The sequence below is a fragment of the uncultured Roseovarius sp. genome (assembly GCF_963972555.1).
Classification (GTDB): Bacteria; Pseudomonadota; Alphaproteobacteria; order Rhodobacterales; family Rhodobacteraceae; genus Roseovarius; species Roseovarius mucosus.
This window is the reverse complement of record NZ_CAXAUM010000004.1, coordinates 42,023-60,115: the sequence shown is the minus strand read 5'-3', so window position 1 is coordinate 60,115 and position 18,093 is coordinate 42,023. Positions and strand designations below refer to the sequence as shown.

15 protein-coding genes are annotated in these 18,093 nt (G+C 60.1%); 3 read left to right on the top strand and 12 right to left on the bottom strand.

Features of this window, described 5'->3' with window-relative positions; translation table 11 throughout:
- Positions 1-51: 51 nt before the first annotated feature.
- The 9 genes from AACZ65_RS05125 to AACZ65_RS05085 are packed head-to-tail and all read right to left on the bottom strand — an operon-like array spanning position 52 to position 8,992.
- Positions 52-1,764 (bottom strand): transducer-like protein, TlpC, encoded by a 1,713-nt coding sequence (locus AACZ65_RS05125; RefSeq protein ID WP_339668583.1) that lies wholly within the window; start codon positions 1,762-1,764, stop codon positions 52-54.
- Between the two features lie 5 nt (positions 1,765-1,769).
- A complete protein-coding gene (locus AACZ65_RS05120; protein WP_037271183.1) occupies positions 1,770-2,876 on the bottom strand; it encodes a chemotaxis response regulator protein-glutamate methylesterase in 1,107 nt (368 codons plus the stop codon).
- 6 nt (positions 2,877-2,882) lie between these two features.
- Complete coding sequence (locus AACZ65_RS05115) at positions 2,883-3,725, bottom strand: CheR family methyltransferase (RefSeq protein WP_339668580.1); 843 nt, start codon at positions 3,723-3,725, stop codon at positions 2,883-2,885.
- Positions 3,722-4,234: a chemotaxis protein CheW gene (locus tag AACZ65_RS05110; RefSeq protein ID WP_075571717.1), complete on the bottom strand. Its 513-nt coding sequence runs from the start codon at positions 4,232-4,234 to the stop codon at positions 3,722-3,724. Before AACZ65_RS05110 ends, AACZ65_RS05115 begins: the two co-directional genes overlap by 4 nt.
- 10 nt (positions 4,235-4,244) lie before the next feature.
- On the bottom strand, positions 4,245-5,891 hold the full coding sequence (locus AACZ65_RS05105) for a methyl-accepting chemotaxis protein (RefSeq protein WP_339668577.1): 1,647 nt from the start codon (positions 5,889-5,891) through the stop codon (positions 4,245-4,247).
- A 17-nt stretch (positions 5,892-5,908) separates the two neighbouring features.
- Positions 5,909-6,391, bottom strand: a complete 483-nt coding sequence (locus AACZ65_RS05100; protein ID WP_339668575.1) for a chemotaxis protein CheW — start codon at positions 6,389-6,391, stop codon at positions 5,909-5,911.
- A complete protein-coding gene (locus tag AACZ65_RS05095; RefSeq protein WP_339668573.1) occupies positions 6,388-8,313 on the bottom strand; it encodes a chemotaxis protein CheA in 1,926 nt (641 codons plus the stop codon). The genes AACZ65_RS05100 and AACZ65_RS05095 overlap by 4 nt, the downstream gene beginning before the upstream one ends.
- Positions 8,310-8,672, bottom strand: a complete 363-nt coding sequence (locus AACZ65_RS05090) for a response regulator (protein WP_339668571.1) — start codon at positions 8,670-8,672, stop codon at positions 8,310-8,312. Before AACZ65_RS05090 ends, AACZ65_RS05095 begins: the two co-directional genes overlap by 4 nt.
- Positions 8,669-8,992 (bottom strand): STAS domain-containing protein, encoded by a 324-nt coding sequence (locus AACZ65_RS05085; protein ID WP_037271166.1) that lies wholly within the window; start codon positions 8,990-8,992, stop codon positions 8,669-8,671. The genes AACZ65_RS05090 and AACZ65_RS05085 overlap by 4 nt, the downstream gene beginning before the upstream one ends.
- A gap of 545 nt (positions 8,993-9,537) precedes the next feature.
- Between AACZ65_RS05085 and AACZ65_RS05080 the strand changes: the two genes are divergently transcribed.
- Positions 9,538-11,232 carry a methyl-accepting chemotaxis protein gene (locus AACZ65_RS05080; protein WP_339668568.1) on the top strand — a complete coding sequence of 565 codons (1,695 nt, stop codon included), beginning with the start codon at positions 9,538-9,540 and terminating at the stop codon, positions 11,230-11,232.
- A gap of 49 nt (positions 11,233-11,281) precedes the next feature.
- On the opposite strand, the gene AACZ65_RS05075 is transcribed toward AACZ65_RS05080, so the two are convergent.
- Both AACZ65_RS05075 and AACZ65_RS05070 read right to left on the bottom strand, forming a co-directional pair.
- Positions 11,282-12,520 (bottom strand): saccharopine dehydrogenase family protein, encoded by a 1,239-nt coding sequence (locus tag AACZ65_RS05075; protein WP_339668566.1) that lies wholly within the window; start codon positions 12,518-12,520, stop codon positions 11,282-11,284.
- 72 nt (positions 12,521-12,592) lie between these two features.
- Positions 12,593-13,687, bottom strand: coding sequence for a carboxynorspermidine decarboxylase (locus AACZ65_RS05070; protein ID WP_339668564.1), 1,095 nt, complete (start codon positions 13,685-13,687; stop codon positions 12,593-12,595).
- Between the two features lie 173 nt (positions 13,688-13,860).
- Here AACZ65_RS05070 and lexA point away from each other — a divergent pair, with 173 nt between their 5' ends.
- Positions 13,861-14,562, top strand: coding sequence for a transcriptional repressor LexA (lexA, locus tag AACZ65_RS05065; protein WP_339668984.1), 702 nt, complete (start codon positions 13,861-13,863; stop codon positions 14,560-14,562).
- On the opposite strand, the gene AACZ65_RS05060 is transcribed toward lexA, so the two are convergent.
- Positions 14,556-16,598 (bottom strand): ComEC/Rec2 family competence protein, encoded by a 2,043-nt coding sequence (locus AACZ65_RS05060; RefSeq protein WP_339668562.1) that lies wholly within the window; start codon positions 16,596-16,598, stop codon positions 14,556-14,558. The two genes, lexA and AACZ65_RS05060, sit on opposite strands and share 7 nt — an antisense overlap.
- A gap of 80 nt (positions 16,599-16,678) precedes the next feature.
- Here AACZ65_RS05060 and gltX point away from each other — a divergent pair, with 80 nt between their 5' ends.
- Positions 16,679-18,091 carry a glutamate--tRNA ligase gene (gene gltX, locus AACZ65_RS05055; protein WP_339668560.1) on the top strand — a complete coding sequence of 471 codons (1,413 nt, stop codon included), beginning with the start codon at positions 16,679-16,681 and terminating at the stop codon, positions 18,089-18,091.
- The last annotated feature ends 2 nt before the right edge of the window (positions 18,092-18,093 follow it).

The window sequence follows — 18,093 nt, the reverse complement described above, 5'->3', positions numbered from 1 at the left end:
GGGAAAAAATACGCTCTAGCACCTTTTCAGGCAGCACGCGTCCCATCGCCCTCAAAAGAATATATCCGCCAGTTCGTCTCCGGCGGACTGGGCGGGATTCTCGGGCAGGGCAAGAGGCGTCTCCGCCCCCACGAAAATTCTGTCGTGGATCAGACGCTCGGCATCCATCGTATAAATCGCATAGAGCTTGGCCAAACGATCCTGTTCTGAGGGCAGTACATCATACAGTTCACACTCCACATTCTCGTTTGAAATCAATTCATTGAAACCCGAAATGAAAGTATCGAGTTCGACCTTGGCGGCGACCAGCGACGCCAGCGATGTCTCACTTGCGTGGAGCGCAATCTTGAGCGCGTCACCCTTGATGGCACAGCCCTGTTTGGTCGCACGGACCGCCTGATCCGTAGCCTTCAACCGGTCAGAAATATCCTGCGCAAACCCCACGGTGCGGGACATCATATCATCCGCTTGTGAAACATCGGGCATGGTCGTGGCGGCAAGAGTACGTGTTGTCGTGGCGATCTGTTCAAAAATTTCGTTGGAGATCTTGGTCAGGGACAAGACCTGACGTGAGAGTTCCTGAAGCGCGCCCGCCTCTGACCCCATGTTGCAACAGACGATGAATGTATTGAGGCCAAGCATCCGGATATGATGATCAAGCAAGCCCATTTCTGCGGCGATCGTCTGAATCGACCCGATGTGGTCCTGCGTGGTCCGGCCAATCCGGTGCAACACATCCAAGTTCGACTGGCTGGATTGCAGCGCGCTCGACAGCCGGTTGGCGCAGCCTATCATCGTTGAAACCCGCTTCCTTTGTGTGTCATTGGGATCAAGATAGACCTGTTCCGCAGCCCCGAGCACTTGTTCTGATTTGCGACGAATACCGCCAAGGCGTTTGAGAACGGAGGCGACATCGCGCGCGATTTCGTCCCGACTTGCCTCGGCTTGACAAATCGCCAGATAGCTCAGCCCGTCGCTTGCCTCTGGCCGCTCTTGGGCAAGAGCGGCATCGAGAGAGGCGCGCGCTATCACCTCGACATGCTCCAGCCGTTGCCGGACAGAATCGCCTGTTTGAAGTTCCCCGACGATGGCAGAGATTTCGGCAAAGATGTCCCGCATGCCGGCTTCGATCACCGCATTGCCAGCCGCCAATTCATCCCGGTCCTGTTGAATTTCATGGATCTGCGCCTCGAGCCCCTCCAGCGCTGGCGTGGCCCTATCGGTCATGTCCCGCGAGAGGTTCAAAGAGATCATGTCAAGATCCGCCATCTCGACTTCGATGATCTCTATATGAGCTTGCAACGCTTTGAGTTGCTCGTCGGCCGAGGCTGCAATGCGAGCCAGCTCGATAGAGAATTCATCGATCTTGGCTTCCTGCCGTGTGAGAGATTTCCCCAATATCCGCGAAATAGGAGCAGAGGCAGACATGGTGCGAATGACCACAGACAGATGGCTGACATTGCTCTGGATTTTACGGATACCCGCACGCAGCGCTTCGGCCATCTGGACGAAGGTCTGTACATCTTCGCTGATTTCCGCACTGTGCTCGACAGAGTGCAGGCACAACATCCGGAGCGTCTGGGTCTCTTCCGGGCCCAAAACCACGCTAAGGCGGGCAAGCACCGTGCGTAGTTGCATGAGGTCTTCCACGCTCGTTCCAAGCCCCTGCCCGGCCCGCAGAAAGATCGTCTCGATTGTGCCTGTCGCCTTGTTCAGGCTGTCGATATAGGCGTTGGACAAAAGGGTTCGCAGGGTAGGATGCATCGGGGCTACCTCGCGCGGAGCTGATGGGAATTGGCAAAGGCCGCGATTGCGCCCGGAACCTCGGAGAGAGAAACAACGCGCGTGGCAGCCCCCATGCGGATCGCCTCGCGCGGCATACCAAAGACGACGCAGGTCTCTTCGTTCTGGGCAAGGGTCGTGGCCCCCGCTTCGCGCATTTCGCGCAACGAGCGCGCGCCGTCGTCGCCCATGCCCGTGAGGATGATCCCAAGTGCATTTTGCCCTGCGGACTGTGCGGCAGAGCGAAACAGGATATCAACCGAGGGACGGTGCCGACAGATATAGGGACCATCCACGATCTTGACGCCATAGCTGCGCCCCTGCCGAACGAGCATCATGTGAAAATTACCCGGCGCGATCAGAACCTCTCCGGGATTGCACAGATCGCCATCAGCCGCCTCTTTGACATTGACCCGGCACAGCCCGTTCAGGCGGCGCGCGAAGGCGTTCGTGAACCCCGCTGGCATATGCTGCACGATGACGACGGGAGGGCATGTCACCGGCAGCTCCTCCAGAACCGAGCGGATCGCCTCTGTGCCGCCGGTAGAGGCGCCGATACAGACGATCGGCGTGGTGTGGGCGATGTTCTTGGGCCGCGCAGGCGGAATCAAGGCATCCGCCAATAGCTTGGTGCCGGTCTCACGCGGGGGCGCGACCCTGCGTGCGCTTTTGTGCCCGGACTCGGCGGCGGCATGAATGGCATCACAAATGGCGATGGCGGATTCCTGAAAATCGGCATCGGTCCTCGGTGTCGGCTTTGAGACAACCTCGACTGCGCCACTGGCAAGGGCCGTCAGTGCAAGATCTGATCCGGCTTCGGCATGGCTGGAACAGATCACCACCGGAATGGGGCGCTGCGCCATGATCTTGCGGAGAAAATCAAGCCCGGACATGCGCGGCAACTCCATGTCGAGCAGCATGACATCGGGGAGCCCAGATTGCATTTTCGACACGGCAATAAACGCATCCGCCGCCGTTCCGAACAGTTTCAGGGTCGGATCGGTTTCCACAATCCGCATCAACATGGCCCGCGCCGAGGCTGAATCGTCCACGATCAAGACTGAAATCTGAGGTTTGCAGGCACTGTCCAGCATCGCGGTCTACTCTTTTTGGAACACAGCCGTGGCAAGCTGTTTGAGATTGGGTTGTTTCACGGTCATGGATTCGGAATGTCCAACCACCAGATACCCCTTTGGTGCCAGGTGACGGGCAAGGCGCGCGATGACATTGGCCTGATCCTCGGGCTCAAAGTAGATGAGCACGTTGCGCAGGAAAATGATGTCTACATCCTGATCCACCGGGTAGCTTTCATCCATCAGGTTGAGATACGTGAAGTTTGCCTTGCTTCTCAGGGCTGGCACGATCCGTGCCATCCCGCGCATATCTTCGGACCGCCCCGGCATGGTATACCGCGCGCGCAAGGCAGACGGGACCGGATCAAGGGCGTCAGCCGCGTAAATCGCGCGCTTGGCGGCATCGACCATGCGGGTGGAAATATCCGTACCAAGGATGGCGTATTGAAACTCTGCGCCGTTGCGCACGGCCTCTTCCATGAGCATTGCCGCCGTATAGGCCTCGGACCCATCCGAACAGGCCGCACTCCAGAACTTAACATCGACAGGTTTGTTGAGCCGCTGCTTGCGCCGCAGAATCTGTGGCAGCATTTCATTCATGAGACAGCGGAAATGGGCCGGTTCCCGGAAGAAATCGGTTTTGTTGGTCGTGATAAGATCAATGACATCATCACGTTCCGCGCCAAATCCGCCGTCCTCAAAGAGGTGACGGTAATAGTCTTCAATCGAGCTAAAGCCGAGGGTCTGCACCCGGCGGCGCAGGCGGCTTTCGATCATCACCTTCTTGCCAGAGGGCAATTTGATCCCGGTTTCGCGGGAAATCACCTCTGCAAAGTGGTCGTGATAGGATTTGGCGCGAGACAGGCTCATGTCAGGGCGAACCCTTCTGAAGTTTCGGTGGCGCGTTGAGATGCGAATTCAGTCGTCTTGCGCCGCGCCCCCTCGCCAAACAGCTTTTCGAGGTCGAGAATACAGACGAAATCTCCGTTGCGACGACCAATACCGGTCAGCACACTTTCATCCCATGTGGTGATTCCTGCGTCGGCGGGGGATTTGATCGCGCCCTCGTCAAGTTCCGTCACCTCGATCACGCGTTCGGTTTTCAGACCTACGGTTGACCTCTGCTGGCCGTTCATCAGGCTCAGGATGAGAATGCGGGTCTCGGAGGTGTCTTTGGTCGGCCCACGCGACAAAAGCTCGGAGAGGTCGGTGACAGCGATGCTCTCGCCGCGCACGTCAATGAGCCCCAGAAGCTCTGCAGGGCTGTTGGGCAGCGCTGCAATCGGCTGAGTATCCAGGATCTGCTGTACCCGGTTCACGGGAACAGCGAAGAGCGAGCCGCTCGATTGAAAGGTGACGACTTGGGTATTCTCGTTCATGGTTCTATCCTCACGCTGCGTCGCGCGATGCAAAACCATGATCGAGATCATCCTTGTTCGCACCGGGATTGAAAGAAAAGCCACCGGGGTTCCGTGTGGTTCTGAAAAGAGTAGCTTTGGCTGCGCGGGCCGGGCTGGATTTCTCCTGCGGCTGCGCGACGGCGTCGTTTGACAGGACAAAATAGGACACCGCATCCTGCAACTGCTCGGATTGGCTCGAGAGTTCCTCGGCTGTGGCCGAAAGTTCTTCGGCCGCCGAAGTGTTCTCTTGCGTGACCTTATCGAGTTGCTGAATCGCCAGATTGACTTGCGTGGCACCGGACGACAGTTCCTGCGAAGCCGTCGAGATTTCGGTGACGAGGGCCGATGTGCGTTCGATGTCGGGCACAAGACCCTGGAGCATTGCCCCTGCGTTTTCTGCCGTCCGAGCCGTGGTGGCCGACAAGGCAGAGATCTCTGCCGCCGCCGTCTGGCTGCGTTCGGCCAGTTTACGCACCTCTGCCGCGACAACCGCGAAACCGCGCCCATGTTCGCCCGCGCGCGCGGCCTCGACCGCCGCGTTGAGCGCCAGAAGGTCGGTCTGACGCGCGATTTCCTGCACCACCATGATCCGGCTGGCGATTTCCTGCATCGAGGTCACTGCTTCGGCAACGGCCTTGCCGCTCTCACGGGCATCTTTTGCTGATTTGATGGCCATACGCTCGGTCTCGGCGGCGTTCTCGGCGCTTTGCTTGATATTGGCGGACATCTGTTCCATCGAGGCCGACGCCTCTTCGGTGGACGACGCCTGCTCGGTGGCCCCTTGCGACAATTCCTCGGATGTGGCGGCCATTTGCTGACTGCCCGAGGCCACATTGCGGATGGCCGATGACACATCCCCCACGACGTCTCGCAACTTGAGGACCATCGCATTGACCGACTGTAAAAGATCGCTGATTTCGTCATTGCTGCGGATGGTAGCAGTTCGCGTCAGATCGCCTGCGGCGACCCGCCCGGTGATGGCGATGGCTCTGCCCAGACCCTTGGAGATCGAGAACGTGACCCAAGAGGCAGCAGTGACACCGATCACGATGGCCGCCGACATCAGAACCAGAAGCACATTGCGTGAGCTGGCGTATTGTGCAGCGGACTCCGCGATCATTTTGGTCATCGTGGCCTCGTTGAGCTCGACGATCCGACGCAATATCTCACGCATCGCGAGCGCCGCCTCCTTTCCTTCGGCCTGAAGGTAACGAAACGCCTGACGCTGTTGCCGCATATCTTTCATAGACATGGCCTTGGCATTGACAGCCATAAGCTCTTGCTCAATCCGACTATATTCCTCCAAGAGAGGCTGTGCTTCTGCACTGGCGATGGACGCGAGGCGATCAAACAAGGCCTTTTTGCCGTTCAGATTTTCTTCGATACTTGCCTTGACCTCGCGCTTGGTCGCAAAGTTCTCGGCAAGGAGATAACTAAGGGTATCGCGTTGAAATCGGGTTTGCGCCGAGATCAGGCTTTCCGACAAATGCACCCGCTCCCCCGCCTCGTTCGAGATAATGTCCAGGTTGCGGTTGAACTCCGCCAAATCCTTGAGAGCAAGGAACATGGCAAATCCAGTCAGCCCCAAAACCAAGAGAAATGTTGCGACCAGCTTCGCTTTTATGGTCAGTCTCATGATATGATTTCCCTTAATCAAAGAGCGTTAGCTGTTGCGATATGCGCGGCAAAGATGTTGTTGAGGTCGGGCAGAATGGTGATGCCCTCGGGGCCCTGTATGAGGCCCCGCACGTAATCGGCGGGCCAGATCGTGCCGGTGGGCGGTAAGGGTTCAATACGATCGCAATCAATGGTTATCACCTCGCGCACCTCGTCGGCTGTGATGCCCACGGTGATCTGCTCATTCTCGATCGGGATTTGCAGAACCAGAATACGTGTGTCCTGATCGACTGGCCGCTTGGGAATGCTGAAGATCACACGCAGATCAGCCAGTGGAACAACCCCGCCGCGCACATTGATGACGCCTTGCGCAAAGGCGCCGCCATGGGGGACGCTGGTCACGGGGATGGGCGAGAGGATTTCCAGAACCGCGCTGGTTTCAATGGCGAAAATCCGTTCACCAAGGCGCAGGGCAACCACCGTGAGGGTCTTGCCCGATCCGTTGAGGTCTTTGGTCATGCTGCTTTCTCGATTTTTCTAAGGTCAGTCCGGGCAAGCTCGACAAGATTGCCGACTTCGAGCACGAGGGCGACCGAGCCATCCCCAAGGATGGTGGCCCCAGAGATGGATTTGACGCCGGCGTGCAGGCGCGACATCTGTTTGACGACCGTCTGATTGGTGCCCAGGATGCGATCCACCACCAGCCCGACGCGCATGCTGGAGGCGGAGACAACGATCACATTCTGAAGCGTGTTGCGTTCCTCGGCGCAGTCCAGAAGCGTTCTGAGCCGCAGGAACGGCACCAGAGAGTCGCGGATCTGCAGAAAGCTCGAGGCCGTATCGTCTGCCGTATCGCAGGCAGGCAATTCCACAATTTCTTGCACCGCGGCCATCGGAATAATGTAGTGATCGCCCCCCACATCTACGAGAAGGCCTTCGATGATCGACAGCGTGAGCGGCAGGCGCAGGGTGAAGGTTGTGCCGTGGCCCGGTTCGGAAGAGATCACGATCCGGCCTCTCAGGCCCTCGACCGTACGCTTGACCACGTCCATGCCAACGCCGCGCCCCGACAGCTCTGTGACCTTGGCAGCGGTCGAGAATCCCGGCTCGAGGATGAGCGCGAAAAGCTCGGCCTCGGACGGCGTGGCGTCTGGCGTCAGCAGCCCTTGGTCAATAGCGCGCGCGCGCAGTTTGTTGCGATCCAGACCGCGACCGTTATCCTTGACCGAGATCACCACCTCGGCCCCCAGATGCTCGGCGCTGAGCTCGATGGTGCCGCGATCCGGCTTGCCTGCGGCAGCGCGCGCCTCATCGGTCTCTAGCCCGTGATCAATCGCGTTGCGGATGATATGCACCAGCGGATCGCCCAGCCGTTCGATCACGGTTTTATCGAGCTCGGTATCCGCCCCGGTGACGACAAAATCGACGGTTTTTCCCAAGCCTTCGGAGAGGTCATGCACAAGGCGGCGGAACCGGCCGATGATCGAGCTGATGGGCACCATGCGGATGCTCATGGTGGTGTCACGCATCCGGGCAGAGAGGCGTTGAATATCCTCTGCGGCAGCCATGATGGAGGGATCTTTGCTGCTGTTGGCCAAGGCGCTGAGGCGGGCCTCGGCGATGACCAACTCGCCCACCTGATCCATCAACTCGTCCAGACGCTCGGCCGGCACGCGCATCGTCGCACTTTGCTGGGCGGCTTGGGGGCCGGTGACCACGACCTCGGCAGGCACCGCGCTCGCGGTGACATCCGGCGCGGGGGCCGCAAGGTTGACGAGGTTCAACTCCATATTGCCCTCATGGAACATGAAGACGCTGTTGATGTCGTCCTCACGCGCAGAGGCGGGCAGATCCATGGACCACCCCAGCAAACAGGCCTGCGCCTCGATCCCTTCAAGAGCCGGAATCCGGCTGATGTCCGCCACAAGATTGGTGGCCCCCAGGCCGCGCAACTCGTCCAAGAGCACCTCAGGTCGCGCGCCGAGCGCCAAAGCGTCTGTGGCAAGTCGGAAATCCAACCGCCAACCCTGCTCGGCAGGTGCCTCGACATGCGGCTCGACGGTGTCGTTGCCGGGGCTGACGGCCTGCGCGAGGTCATCAAGGATGGCCTGTCGTGCGGGGGTCATGGCGGCTTCTCCGGCCAGATAGCCCTTGATTTCGTCGGCGGCGCGCAGCGCCACGCGGATCAAAGAGGCGCTGACCTTGATTTCCCCAGAACGGATTTTTTCAAACGCGGTTTCAAATTTGTGAATGAACGCCGCCAAGTCTGTGAATCCGAACATCGCACCGGACCCCTTTATTGTATGCAGGTCCCGAAAGGCCGCATTTATCAGATCCATATTGTTCGGGTCTGCTTGCAGCTTCAGCAGGCCTTGCTCGAGGCTTTCAAGAAGTTCACTGGCCTCTTCGAGAAAGACCGCAGAAATGTCATTATCCATCATCCCAGAACCTTCTGAATGACGCTGAGAAGTTGCGCCTGTGAAAACGGCTTGACCATCCAGCCAAGGGCACCGACCGAACGGGCCTCTTGCTTGAGCGCATCCGCCGAGTCGGTGGACAGAAAGACGACCGGAATACCCTGACTGCTGGGATGGGCGCGAAAGGCGCGGATAAAGCCCAGACCATCCAAATTCGGCATGTTCTGATCGGTCAGAACCGCGTCGATCTTGAGTGTGGTGGCCTTTTCCAGGGCATCGCGCCCATCAACGGCCTCAATGACATTATAGCCTGCCCCGCGCAGGGTCAGGCCGACCATTTGCCGAATGGACGGAGAATCGTCGACCGCGAGAACCGTTTTCATGCTGCCACCTGCCTAGTCTGAACGCTATTGATCCCGACGAGAACGCCATTCTCGACCACCGCCAGCGGCAAGAGCGCGATCCGATCGAGCGCGGTTTCCAGAACGCTCCCCGAGGGCATGTCGACGGCAAACCGATGCGCAAGGCCCTGCGCCGTCTTGAAGGCCGACAACAGAACCTGAAGGCTGGCGGCATCGATACTGACGAGTTTCTTGGTGCAAAGGGTGACGTCACCGTTGGTCAGGGCGGTGTTCAATTGCTGGGCAAGATCGTCTGCCGAGGCGATCTTCAAATCCCCGGTCAGAGGAAGTTTCTTGGTCATGAGGTCTGTGGTCCGTACTTGGGGACAGATCTGAAAAGGCCCACTTTATGACCTTTTCAAATATGTCAGCTACAACAGGTGTCATCGCGATCAACGGTTGCGCCTTGGCATTGTTTACAAACGCCAAAGGCCAGTTTGACCTTCGAAAGATCACAACTGGGTGTAAAAGTTGGCGGCGCTATCTATAGCGCTACACCCGCGCCGGTTACGGCCCCTATGCCTGCAACTTCGGGTCAAATCAGCGCTGTTTCGTCATTTTCACCGCTTCTCGGCGCCCCAACTACCCATGAGGATAGTTAACCCCCCGCGCTCACCCGCCGTTCAAACCTTTGAGGAGCGCATCATGCCATCCCAGCCAAGGATGATCACCCGTGACGGACCGTGAAAGAGCCGAGCAAGGGACAAAAACGTGCCGTAGCACCAGCGCCGAGCGATCGGAGAGCCCCCGGTGTGTCGCCTGTTTTGTCCGGTTTCGGTGTTCTCACGCTTTTTAATTTTTTCGCGTCCACAACAACTTGTGACGCAACTTGACCAAAGGACCAACCATGAGACTGAGTATCAAAGCCAAGCTGGCCGGAACCTTTATCTTTATCTTTGCCTTGTTCGGCGCCTCTGTCGTCATGGCGCTGCGCGACCTCAGAGCCGCCGATCAGGAGCTTCAGGACATCATGCGCCTGGAAGTCACCGAACTGGGCGTGATCAATGAAATGTTCGAGGCAAAATTGCAGGTCTTGACCGGTGTCGCCGCTTTCCTGATCGGCCTGCCCGATGCGCCGGCTGACCACCTCGACAAGATCAAGGCAGGCGTCATAGCCCAAGCCTCTATCGTCGATGACAAGATCATCGAATTGGGTGCCATGGCGAAAAACCCCGAGCTGGTGGCCGAGTTGAATGCTTTTGAAGAGTTGCACAAACGCGCCTTTGCGATGAACACCCGCGTGATCGCGTTGGAGGCCGCCGGGAATGGCGACGCGGCCAATACTCTTTTTCATAAAGACCTGATGGACATGGGGGTCGACATTCGAGCCTCGCTTCAGAATATGCGCGAGACCATCGTCGGCAACCTCAGTCAGCGCGCCGCAGAGGCAACCGTCGCCTATGAAACAGCCAAGTTCAACCTGGTGCTGATGCTGATCCTCTCCTTGCTTGTGGGTCTTGCCGCGGCGACCGTGATCACGCTCTCCATCGCGCGGCGGGTGGCACAGGCCGCAGAACTGGCGCACGGCATTTCCCAAGGCGACCTGCGTCACACGCTCGACGTGCGTGGCCGTGACGAGGTGTCGACCTTGCAGGCGTCGATCAACGACATGGTTCTGCGTCTGCGCGATATCGTGGCCGACGTGACCAATTCGGTGCGCAACGTGTCCTCTGGTGCGGCGCAACTGGCGGAAACCTCGGAAGAGTTGGCGCGCGGTGCCTCCGATCAGGCGGCGGCGACGGAAGAAGCCTCGTCCGCTGTCGAACAGATGACTGCGAATATCAAGCAGAGCGCCGAAAACTCACAGATCACCGAGGGTATCGCAACCAAATCCGCCGAGGATGCTCGCACGAGTGGGCGCGCCGTGGCCGATGCCGTAACCGCGATGCAGACGATTGCGGACCGCATCATGATCGTTCAGGAAATCGCGCGGCAGACCGATCTTCTGGCGCTGAATGCCGCCGTCGAGGCCGCACGCGCGGGCGAGCATGGGCGCGGCTTTGCCGTGGTCGCCGCAGAGGTGCGCAAACTGGCCGAACGCAGCCAGACCGCCGCCGCCGAAATTTCGTCGCTGTCCGCCACCACGGTGAGCACCGCCGTCGGGGCCGGGACGATGTTGGCGGAGCTGGTGCCCAATATCGAACGCACCTCGGGTCTGGTGACGGAAATCAGCGATGCCTCGCGCGAGCTTTCGAGCGGCTCGTCGCAGATTGCCCTTTCCATCCAGCAGCTTGACCTTGTGACCCAGACCAACAACGCCGCCTCAGAGGAACTGTCCAGCAGCGCGACCGAGCTTGCCAGCCTCGCCGATGAGCTGACCGTCGCGGTGGGCTTCTTCAAGGTAGCGGATCAACCTGCCGTCGAGCTTCGGCGAGAAACCCGCAGTTCTTCAACAAGTTCGGTGGTTCCGCTCAAGCGAGGCAAGGCATCTACCAAGCCGCAATCGTCGAAACCCGCGAAATCGGAGGGCGGTTTCGAATTCGATCTGGGCTCTTCGGGCGACGATCTTGACGCGCGCTTTGCCCATAAGGAAAGCGCCTAAGCAAAGCCTTGGGGCAGGTCGGGAAACCCACCTGCCCCAAGGATTCAGACTATTCGTTCCAAGCCTTGTCGACGCCGTCGATCTGAACCCGCGTTGGCAGGCCCAGACGATCCAGCACCGGGAAATAGGGCTTGGGGTCAAGTTCTTCGACATTGCGCATCGCGCCCACATCCCAATCCCCTTGGGCGATAAGGATCGCGGCGGCGACAGGTGGCACGCCAGCGGTGTAGGAAATCCCCTGGCTGCCAACCTCTTCAAAGGCCTCTTTGTGATCGGCCACGTTGTAGACAAACACCTCGACGGGCGCGCCATTCTTGGTGCCCTTGACCAGATCACCGATACAGGTTTTGCCGGTGTAGTTCGGCGCCAGCGATGCCGGATCAGGCAGCACCGCCTTGACCACCTTGAGCGGCACCACTTCCAGCCCCTCAGCGGTTGTTACGGGATGCTCCGACAAAAGGCCTAGGTTCTTGAGGACCGTAAAGACGTTGATGTAATGCTCGCCAAAGCCCATCCAGAACCGCACATCGGCATCCGGGTAATTGGCCGCAAGCGAATGTACCTCGTCATGGCCCGAGAGATAGGCGCGGCAGGTGCCAACCACCGGCAGGTCCCAATCGCGACCCACCTCGAACATCTTGTTCTCTTGCCAATCCCCGTTCTGCCATGAATAAACCGTGCCGGTGAATTCACGGAAGTTGATCTCGGGGTCGAAATTGGTCGCGAAGTACCGGCCATGCGAGCCTGCGTTGATGTCCACGATGTCGATGGACGTCACCTTGTCCATGTATTCGTCAGCGGCAAAACGGGCAAAGGCGTTGACGACGCCGGGATCAAAGCCGATCCCCAAAATGGCGGTCACGCCGTTTTGCGCGCAAAGATCGCGCTTCTTCCATTCGTAATTGCCATACCAGGGCGGCGTTTCGCAAATCTTGGCGGGGTCTTCGTGAATGGCGGTGTCGATATAGGCGGCGCCCGTCTCGCTACAGGCGTCCAGAACCGACATGTTCACGAAGGGCGAGCCGACGTTGATGACAATCTGCGCGCCCGTCTCGCGGATAAGCGCGGCCACGGCGGCGCTGTCCATGGCATCAATCGCATGGCTGGCAAAGGTGCCCGGCACCTTCATCGCCGATTTGTCGTGAACCGAGGCGATGATCGCGTCGCATTTCGCCTGCGTGCGCGAGGCGATGTGCAGATCGCCCAGAATATCGTTGTTCTGGGCGCATTTATGGGCGACGACCTGCGCCACGCCTCCGGCACCGATGATGAGCACGTTACGTTTCACTTCTGCTGTCTCCTTTTCTTGCAGGACAGGGGAAGGAGGGCGATCAGCCCCGGGAAAGAGTGTGGGTGGTCCTCATGAGAGCGAGGCGGCATAGTCCTCGAAGGTAAAACTGCGGATCAGATCGACCGTGCCATCAGAGCGTCGGATGGCAATAGCGGGCATGTTGACGCCATTGAACCAGTTTTTCTTGACCATCGTGTAACCGGCAGCATCGCCGATCGAAATACGGTCGCCGACAGCGAGCGGTGCAGCCAAGCGCGCTTCGCCGAAAATATCGCCCGCAAGGCAGGATTTGCCGCAGATTTGATAGGCATGACTGCCCTCTTGCGGCAACTTCGCACTCTCGCGGTAGATCAAGAGGTCAAGCATATGCGCCTCGGTGCTGGAATCGACGATGGCCAATTCCTTGCCATTGTCGAGAATGTCGAGCACCGTAACCTCAAGCGTGGTCGATTGGGTTATCGCCGCCTCGCCCGGTTCCAGATAGACCTGCACCTCGAACTTCTCGGCAAACTCCTTGAGCCGCGCCGCTAACTCCTCCAGTGGGTAATCGTTCCCGGTGAAATGGATGCCCCCCCCAAGCGAGACCCACTCCAGACGCTCCAAAACCGGCCCAAACTCGTCCTCGATCCGGGTCAACTGGCGGTCAAAGAGGTCAAAATCACTGTTTTCGCAGTTATAGTGGATCATTACGCCGGAAATCTGGTCGATCACGCCAAGAATCTTGTCCACTTCCCATTCGCCCAACCGCGAAAAGGGTCGCGCAGGATCGGCCAGATCGAAACTCGACGTTGAAAACCGCGGGTTGAGGCGCAGACCGCGTTCAATTCCTGCCGATTGGCTGTCATAGCGCTGCAACTGCCCGACGGTGTTGAAAATGATCTTATCGGCGTAGGACACCGCCTCGTCGATCTCGGCGTCCGACCAGGCGACCGAATAGGCGTGCGTCTCCTTGCCGAACTTCTCGCGCCCCAACCGCAACTCGAAGAGCGAAGATGAGGTGGTGCCATCCATGTAAGGCTGCATCTTTGGAAAGGCCGACCATGTGGCAAAGCATTTCAGCGCCAAAAGCGCCTTGGCCCCAGACAGCGCGCGCAGGCGCTCGATCTTGCGCATGTTCTGTAAGAGGCGCTCTTCGTCGATCAGGTAATAGGGTGTCGGAATCATCTGGCCCCCCTTTGCTGTCACAGGGTCATACGGTTGCGCAGCGCATACCCCCCCCGCCCCTGTGATGCAATGGCAGAGCGACCCTGAGACGCGCATGAGAGGGTCGCAGCGATTGACACAAAACGGGAACATGTGTAGAACAAAACCAAATGACCCGCGAGAGGACCCGGCCCATGCTGACCAAGAAACAACTCGATTTGCTGGAGTTCATCCAAAAGCGTGTGCAGCGCGATGGGGTGCCGCCCAGCTTTGACGAGATGAAAGAGGCGCTTGATCTGCGGTCGAAATCCGGCATCCACCGGCTGATCACGGCGTTGGAAGAACGCGGGTTCATCCGCCGTCTGGCGCATCGCGCGCGCGCGCTGGAAATCGTGCGCCTGCCCGAGAGCCTGGGCGGCGAGGCGCGGCACAGCTTTACCCCCCGCGTGATCGACGGCGACCGCCCCGATGCCCCCCGCCCCGCCAATGCCCAACCGGTCGAGGTGGCTCATGCCTTCGAGGTGCCGCTTATGGGCCGTATCGCCGCCGGTGTGCCGATCGAGGCGATTGCCCAAGTGCAGCACAATGTCTCGGTGCCCAGCGGTATGGTCCGAGGCACAGCCAATCACTATGCGCTGGAGGTGCGCGGCGACTCGATGATCGAGGCGGGGATCAACGATGGCGATGTGGTGATCATCCGCGAGACATCGGTTGCGGATAACGGGGACATTGTCGTGGCCTTGATCGAGGATCAGGAGGCGACGCTCAAACGCTTTTACCGCCGGGGCAATGCCATCGCGCTTGAGGCGGCTAATCCCGCCTATGAAACCCGGCTCTTTCCTGACGATCAGGTCCGGGTTCAGGGACGGTTGGTTGGTCTGATCCGCAGCTACTGAGAATTCCAGAGCCGCGCGCCGCTCAAGTCGCGCGCGGTTACAAGGCGCAAATCCGATCCATCTGCGTAGAGCGCGAGCGATCCTGTCACGCGTAGTGTATCGGGTGTTACGATCTGGCAGTCACGGTTTTGGGTCAGCGCACTCTCTGGGCGTGGCTCCGGTGTCGCGCTTATTAGGATCAGCTTGGCCCCCTCGCACAGGATCGGCTTGGCGGCTGCATCCTTGCCTGCCAAGATCCGAACATCGTTGGCCAAGGCAAGGTCCTCGGACCATCGCTCAAAAGCCGCCTCGCGCGTTGCCGCGTCGCCGTCATTCTCCAACCAGTTCTGAGCCACGAACCCGCCGCCCGACACCTTGTTGAGCGCGCGCCCCGCCTCGGTCATGATGCCGATCAGGCCAGACGTGTCGGAAACGATCATCACCGGGCGCTCTGCTGCGCCCCAGAGAAAAACGCCGACGACCACCGGCACGGCCCCCAATATCCGCGTCCACCCCTGCCAAAGCACGATAAAGAGCGCCCCGAGTGCCAGAAGCGGCAGCACATGGGGACCGGGGGCCATCACGGGCACGCGCGCGCCGTCCAGTGCGGCCACCCATTCCGCCACGCCAAGTATCCAGCGCAAGCCAAGCTCCATCACGCGCAGCGCGATCCAGTCGAGGCCAAGCGGCAACAAAAGCGTGGCCAAAACCGCCGCTGGCATCACCAGTACCCCCATCAATGGCACACTCACCAGATTGGCCAAGAGGCCGAATTGCGCGTATTGGTTGAAATGTGCCGCAGCGACCGGCGCTGTCGCGGCCCCTGCCACGGCGGACGAAATCACCACGGCCAACACCGGGCGCAGCCAGCGGGGACCAAGAGCCCACCCCGCATCGCGCACCCAGCCGAACACGGCAACCAATCCCACTGTCGCGGCAAAGGACATCTGAAAGCCCGGACCAAGCAGCGCCTCGGGCTGAAGGGCCAGTACAATAATCGCCGCCACCGCAACCGCCCGCAGGCTAAATGCGCGCCGCTCCAACATCACCGCGCCCAGCATCACCGCGACCATGACAAAGGCGCGCTCGGTCGCGACATTCCCCCCCGACAAACCCAAGTACCCGGCCCCGGCCAGAAGCGCGAGAAAGGCCGAAAGCTTCTTGGTCGGCAGGCGCAGCCCCAGGCGCGGCACGGCGGCAAAGCCCAAACGAAAGGCGGCAAAGACAAACCCGGCCAATAGCCCCATGTGGAGCCCTGAAATGGCCAAGAGATGTGCAAGGTTGGAAATGCGCATTGCTTCCAGTGTCGATAGGCTGAGACCAGCCCGGTCGCCGGTCATGATCGCAGCGGCAAAAGCACCCGTTTGCCCCGGCAGGCGGCTCTGCACATGCTGCGACAGAGCCATGCGCGCCCGAAAGAGTGCTTGGCCCCCCGCCCCCGCGTCCAGCCGCAGAACCGGCGTGCGGGTATAACCCACCGCGCCAAGCCTCAGAAACCACGCATGTCGCTGGAAATCAAAGCCCTCCGGTTCGACCGGACCACCCGCCGGGCCCAGATGCGCCGTCAGGATCACCCGCTCTCCGGCGCGGGGTGTGAAATGGCCCTGATCGCCATGAAGCGAGACACGCACCCGGTGGGGCGTGCGCGCGGGATCGGTGCGTTCCAGCACCACGCGGTCGAGCGTCAGGCGCAGCGCGTCCGAAGCAGAGCGGTCGATCCCCACGATCCGCCCCTCCACCGGGCCGTAGTAGCGCCAGCCCAGAACCGGCCCCGCCACCAGATGCGCGCGCAGACCCGCGAGGGCAAAGCCCGCCAGCATCAGCGCCACCGCCCAGAGCAGTGGCCCCGACCATTCCCGCCCTTGTGCGGCCAACAGCGCCAACACAAGCGCCCCGCCGCCACAGCCCCACAGGGCCATCACCGAAGGTTCGCGCAACAGGGCGAAATAGGCCCCCACGCCACAGGCCATGCCAACCGGCACCCACGGGAAAAGCGCGCCGCGCTGCGCCAGCCAGACCGCCTCAATCCGGGGCCAGATCGGGTGCCAGATGCCCAAGGCTTGTTTCCCTCATGACGGGCCGATAGACAGTCGCCAACGCTAGCCGCATCATCGTTACCGAAAGGTTAATTCTCCCCATGTCGCAACAGGTCGTGACCCGCTTTGCCCCTTCGCCCACCGGCTATTTGCACATCGGGGGGGCGCGTACAGCGCTGTTCAACTGGCTTTATGCCCGTGGTCGCGGCGGCAAGTTCCTGCTGCGGATCGAGGATACCGACCGGGCGCGCTCGACCCCAGAAGCGACCCAAGCGATTCTGGATGGGTTGGCCTGGCTTGGCCTTGACCACGATGGCGAGGCGATCAGCCAGTTCGAGCGCGCCGACCGCCACGCCGAGGTGGCACGCAAATTGCTGGCCGAGGGCATGGCCTATAAATGCTTTGCCACGCAGGACGAGATCGAAACCTTCCGCGAGGCCGCGCGCGCCGAGGGCCGATCGACCCTTTTCCAAAGCCCCTGGCGCGACGCGACGCCCGATAAACACCCCGAGGGTGTGCCCTATGTCATCCGAATCAAGGCCCCCCGCGACGGTGTGACCGTGATCCGCGACGAGGTGCAGGGCGATGTCACCATCCGCAACGATCAGCTCGACGATATGGTCCTGCTGCGCGGCGACGGCACACCGGTCTATATGCTGGCGGTGGCGGTCGACGATCACGACATGGGTGTCACCCATGTCATCCGGGGCGACGATCACCTCAACAACGCCGCGCGCCAGATGATGATCTATCAGGCGATGGGCTGGCCCCTGCCGGTTTATGCCCATATCCCGCTCATTCACGGCCCCGATGGCAAGAAGCTGAGCAAGCGCCATGGCGCACTTGGCGTCGAGGAATATCAGAAGATGGGCTATCCGGCGGCGGGGATACGCAACTATCTGGCGCGCCTCGGCTGGAGCCATGGCGATGCCGAATTCTTCGACGATGCGCAGGCGCAGGCTTGGTTTGACCTCAAGGGAATCGGCAAATCCCCGGCGCGTCTGGACTTCAAGAAACTCGAGAATCTCTGCGGTCAGCATATCGCCGCGGCCGACGATGCTGCGCTGCTGCATGAATTGCAGGGATTTCTGGCCGCAACAGGGCAGCCAGCCTTGGATGACGCGAAATTGACGCTCTTTGCGCGCGGCATGTACTGTCTCAAGGAACGGGCCAAGACCTTTCCCGAACTCCTTGATAAAGCGGCATTTATCCTTGCGACGCGGCCAATCCAGATCGAGGAGAAGGCTGCGGGGCATCTCGATACAGTATCCCGTGGTATACTGAAAGAATTGACGCCGCACTTGCAAACTGCTACGTGGACGCGTGAGGCTATCGAGGGTCTGGCGACCCAATTCGCCGAAGACCATGGAACGAAATTCGGCAAGCTGGCAGGCCCCCTCCGGGCGGCACTGGCGGGCCGCAGTGCGACACCCAGTGTGTTCGACATGATGCTGGTCCTAGGGCGGGACGAAACCATCGCCCGGTTGACCGATGCGGCCTGTGGGGGGGAATGATC

What these genes read in the sequence shown, in the direction of transcription:
- AACZ65_RS05125 (WP_339668583.1), bottom strand. Translation starts at nt 1,764, where the DNA reads ATGCATCCTACCCTGCGAACCCTTTTGTCCAACGCCTATATCGACAGC.
- lexA (WP_339668984.1), top strand. Translation starts at nt 13,861, where the DNA reads ATGCTGACCAAGAAACAACTCGATTTGCTGGAGTTCATCCAAAAGCGT.
- AACZ65_RS05120 (WP_037271183.1), bottom strand. Translation starts at nt 2,876, where the DNA reads ATGCTGGACAGTGCCTGCAAACCTCAGATTTCAGTCTTGATCGTGGAC.
- AACZ65_RS05105 (WP_339668577.1), bottom strand. Translation starts at nt 5,891, where the DNA reads ATGAGACTGACCATAAAAGCGAAGCTGGTCGCAACATTTCTCTTGGTT.
- AACZ65_RS05090 (WP_339668571.1), bottom strand. Translation starts at nt 8,672, where the DNA reads ATGAAAACGGTTCTCGCGGTCGACGATTCTCCGTCCATTCGGCAAATG.
- AACZ65_RS05110 (WP_075571717.1), bottom strand. Translation starts at nt 4,234, where the DNA reads ATGAACGAGAATACCCAAGTCGTCACCTTTCAATCGAGCGGCTCGCTC.
- AACZ65_RS05100 (WP_339668575.1), bottom strand. Translation starts at nt 6,391, where the DNA reads ATGACCAAAGACCTCAACGGATCGGGCAAGACCCTCACGGTGGTTGCC.
- AACZ65_RS05085 (WP_037271166.1), bottom strand. Translation starts at nt 8,992, where the DNA reads ATGACCAAGAAACTTCCTCTGACCGGGGATTTGAAGATCGCCTCGGCA.
- AACZ65_RS05095 (WP_339668573.1), bottom strand. Translation starts at nt 8,313, where the DNA reads ATGATGGATAATGACATTTCTGCGGTCTTTCTCGAAGAGGCCAGTGAA.
- AACZ65_RS05115 (WP_339668580.1), bottom strand. Translation starts at nt 3,725, where the DNA reads ATGAGCCTGTCTCGCGCCAAATCCTATCACGACCACTTTGCAGAGGTG.
- AACZ65_RS05080 (WP_339668568.1), top strand. Translation starts at nt 9,538, where the DNA reads ATGAGACTGAGTATCAAAGCCAAGCTGGCCGGAACCTTTATCTTTATC.
- gltX (WP_339668560.1), top strand. Translation starts at nt 16,679, where the DNA reads ATGTCGCAACAGGTCGTGACCCGCTTTGCCCCTTCGCCCACCGGCTAT.
- AACZ65_RS05070 (WP_339668564.1), bottom strand. Translation starts at nt 13,687, where the DNA reads ATGATTCCGACACCCTATTACCTGATCGACGAAGAGCGCCTCTTACAG.